We start from the raw sequence: 2,932 nt of genomic DNA on the forward strand, positions 1-2,932 counted from the left end.
GGTTGAGTGGGCCCACTTCTGGATGGTGCTGCCGGGGGTGACCGTCGATGCCGATCTTGCGGCGTCCAGTGCCCGTTTCCGGGATGGGGATGCGGCGGGCAGTCGCATCCCCGGCGCCATGGAAAAGATGGCTTCCCTCGGTGTCACCTGTGATCCCGGCGGCCGCTGGTTCGGGGGCCTGCGCCTGCGACATTTCGCCTCACGTCCACTGATCGAGGACAATTCGGTACGATCCATCCCCTCGACCTTGACCAATCTTAAGGTCGGTTACCGCGTGGACCGGCACATTAGCCTGTCCGCGGACGTGCTGAACCTGTTCAATCGCCGCGCCAGCGACATTGACTACTACTACGAGTCCCAGTTGAAGTCCGAACGCTTCCCCGTTGCCGACATCCATACCCACCCGGCTGAACCGCGCAGCCTGCGTTTTACCCTGCGTGTCAGCCTGTGATGGTGGACAAGGGTGTCCTTTATGGCGTGATGGCCTCCCTCATTGCCCACGGTCTTGTGCTGGGCCTGGGGGGGGCGCCCACCCCGAGGGTGCCGGAGGCGCCTCCTCGCTTGATGGAAGCCCGTCTGGTTTCCGAAGCGCCGCTTGCCCACCTGCCGGAGCCGCTCCGGGACAAGGCCTCCCGTCCGCCGCCCCAGCCGGACCCCCAGCCCCGCAAGTCCCCCAGGCTGGCGGCCTCTCCGCAGCCTGCCCATCTTCCTCAGCCGGTGGTGAAGCCGGCTCCGCCCAGCGAGGTCGCGCCGACGCCCGTGGTTGCGGTGACGACCGCAGCCAGTCCCGCCTCCGCCGCTGTACCCGCCGGCAGTGCCGCGACGGCAGGTCCCGCTGCCAGCGGTGCAGTGAGCGGCACGCCGACGGGGGCCGCCTCGCCCAGCTATTCCCCTCCGAGTTTTGGTGCCAGCTACCTCCACAATCCCAAGCCAGCTTATCCGTTGATGGCGCGTCGGCGTGGTTTGCAGGGAACCGTGCGTCTGGATGTGAAGGTGTCAGCGGAGGGGATCCCCATCTCGGTGAAGGTCCGGGAAAGCTCCGGCCATGAATCCCTGGATGAAGCCGCGACGATTGCGGTCTGGCACTGGCGTTTCACCCCCGCAAAACGGGGGGGGGAGGCTGTGGAGGGGGCGGTGATTGTCCCGGTCCGCTTCAACCTTGAAGGTGACAGTGCCGGCTGAATCGGTGATGCTTCACTCCTGTTTCTGGAGCGCTCTTCATGTCCTTTCACCTCTGGCTGGGTTTCCTGGCCACCACCCTCGTGGTTGCGATTTCTCCCGGTCCAGGCGCCGTGCTCAGCATGAGCGTCGGCCTCCGCCACGGCTACTGGCCGGCCCTGCGGGGAATCCTGGGGTTGCAGACGGCCCTGCTGCTTCAACTGGGACTGGTCGCCGCTGGACTGGGGGCGCTGCTAGCCACGTCCGAAACCGCATTCGCTGTGGTCAAGTTCGCGGGCGCCGCCTACCTGGTCTGGTTGGGCATCCAGCGCTGGCGTGCGCCCGTGGAGGAGGGTGGGCTTGAGGAGGGGAGGGTGTCCGGGCACAATTTTTATCGTCAGGGCATCCTTGTGAACATGGGTAATCCCAAGGCCATCGTCTTTATTGCCGCACTGGTGCCCCAGTTCATCGATCCGGCGCTGCCGCGCTTGCCCCAGTTCGTGATCATGGCCCTGACCATGTGCGTGATCGATACGGCCGTGATGTCCTGTTATGCGCTGCTGGCCAGCCGTTTCCGGGGAATGGTGCGCAGCCGGCGTGCCGCCCTGATCCAGAATCGCCTGTTCGGAGGACTCTTCGTCAGCGCGGGGGCTCTGCTGGCCAGTGCCACCCGCACCTGAGCAGGGATCAGGCTTCTCCCAGGCTGGCGATGTGGTCTTCGCCGAGTCCGAACTCAAGCTTGACCAGATCGGCCCAGTCGGTCCAGTCCGGTGAGGGGCCATCCCGCAGGCGGCGCCCAATGGCCAGCAACAGGGCCAGCCGTCGGGCAGTGTCCTCCAGCTTCATTGCCATTTCCGGCGCATGGTGATGCCGGATTGCGTCGCATACTTCAGGCGGCAGCTTCCAGTTGCGGGCCACCAGACAGCTGGTTGCCGCATGGTCCGAACCGCTCAAGGCATCCAGGGTCCGGGCGCCGGCTTCCAGCGCGACGCTGTTGCCGTGGAACAGGTGGGCATGCTCCGAGGTCCGCTTGAGCAGTACGGGAATGCCGGCATCCTGCATCAGGGCTGTCAGGTACACCAGGTCTGCCAGGCTCCGGCAGGGCAGGCGCCGACAAGCGGTGAACGACCATTCCGCTGCCAGTGCGCTCGCGGCCCAGATATTCTCAACCGCTTTCATGTCCAGCCCCGCACATTGCCCCTTCAGGGTCGTGCTGGCGGCGATTGCCAGGCTGCGCGTCTGACCCAGCATGGCAATTGCTTCGAATGCGGACCGGGGGGCACTCCGCGGCCGGAAGACCGGAGAATTGGCGACCCGCATCAGGGCACCGGTGATGGCCGGGTCGTCCACGACGGCCGCAGCCAGTTCCCGGGGGCCTGCGTTTTCGTCAGCGGCCGCCTTTTGCAACTGCATAAAGCCGGGTCCGGGTGCCGGAAGCACGACGCCACTGGCGAGCACTGCCTCCACCAGCATGTCCTTGCTCATTCCTTTTCCTCCTCCCGCCTGTTTCGTTTCATGGGCCCGTTCAGGCTGGCGGGCGCCATGAAGTGTAGCCCGGGATCTCTTGTTAAAAACGCTTTGACTTTTTCTTAATTTTGTCTATAATCGTTTTCTCTCTTGGAGAGGTGGATGAGCGGTTTAAGTCGCACGCCTGGAAAGCGTGTTCAGGGTAATACCCTGACGCGGGTTCGAATCCCGCCCTCTCCGCCAAGATTCCTGAAAAACCCCTTGATTTTCAAGGGGTTTTTCTTTTTTACGTGCGCCCAGCATGGGC

The 2,932-nt window shown here is 64.4% G+C and carries 4 protein-coding genes and 1 tRNA gene; 4 read left to right on the forward strand and 1 reads right to left on the reverse strand.

Going from position 1 to position 2,932, the window contains the following annotated elements; all coding sequences use genetic code 11:
• From PHD22_RS16830 to rhtB, 3 genes are all read left to right on the forward strand, one after another.
• On the forward strand, positions 1-451 hold a 451-nt coding region (locus PHD22_RS16830; protein ID WP_299869578.1), incomplete at its 5' end, for a TonB-dependent receptor.
• The gene (locus PHD22_RS16835; protein ID WP_299869581.1) at positions 451-1,182 is read left to right on the forward strand and encodes a TonB family protein; all 732 of its coding nucleotides are present in this window, start codon (positions 451-453) and stop codon (positions 1,180-1,182) included. The genes PHD22_RS16830 and PHD22_RS16835, both read left to right, overlap by 1 nt.
• Positions 1,183-1,220: 38 nt before the next feature.
• Positions 1,221-1,838, forward strand: coding sequence for a homoserine/homoserine lactone efflux protein (gene rhtB, locus PHD22_RS16840; RefSeq protein ID WP_299869584.1), 618 nt, complete (start codon positions 1,221-1,223; stop codon positions 1,836-1,838).
• Positions 1,839-1,845: 7 nt separating this feature from the next.
• Here rhtB and PHD22_RS16845 read toward each other — a convergent pair whose 3' ends face one another.
• Positions 1,846-2,643 carry an HDOD domain-containing protein gene (locus tag PHD22_RS16845; RefSeq protein ID WP_299869587.1) on the reverse strand — a complete coding sequence of 266 codons (798 nt, stop codon included), beginning with the start codon at positions 2,641-2,643 and terminating at the stop codon, positions 1,846-1,848.
• Positions 2,644-2,777: 134 nt separating this feature from the next.
• Between PHD22_RS16845 and PHD22_RS16850 the strand changes: the two genes are divergently transcribed.
• A tRNA-Ser gene (locus PHD22_RS16850) sits at positions 2,778-2,868 on the forward strand.
• Positions 2,869-2,932: the final 64 nt, after the last annotated feature.

The organism is Zoogloea sp., assembly GCF_028693495.1.
In the GTDB taxonomy this organism is placed as follows: Bacteria; Pseudomonadota; Gammaproteobacteria; order Burkholderiales; family Rhodocyclaceae; genus Zoogloea.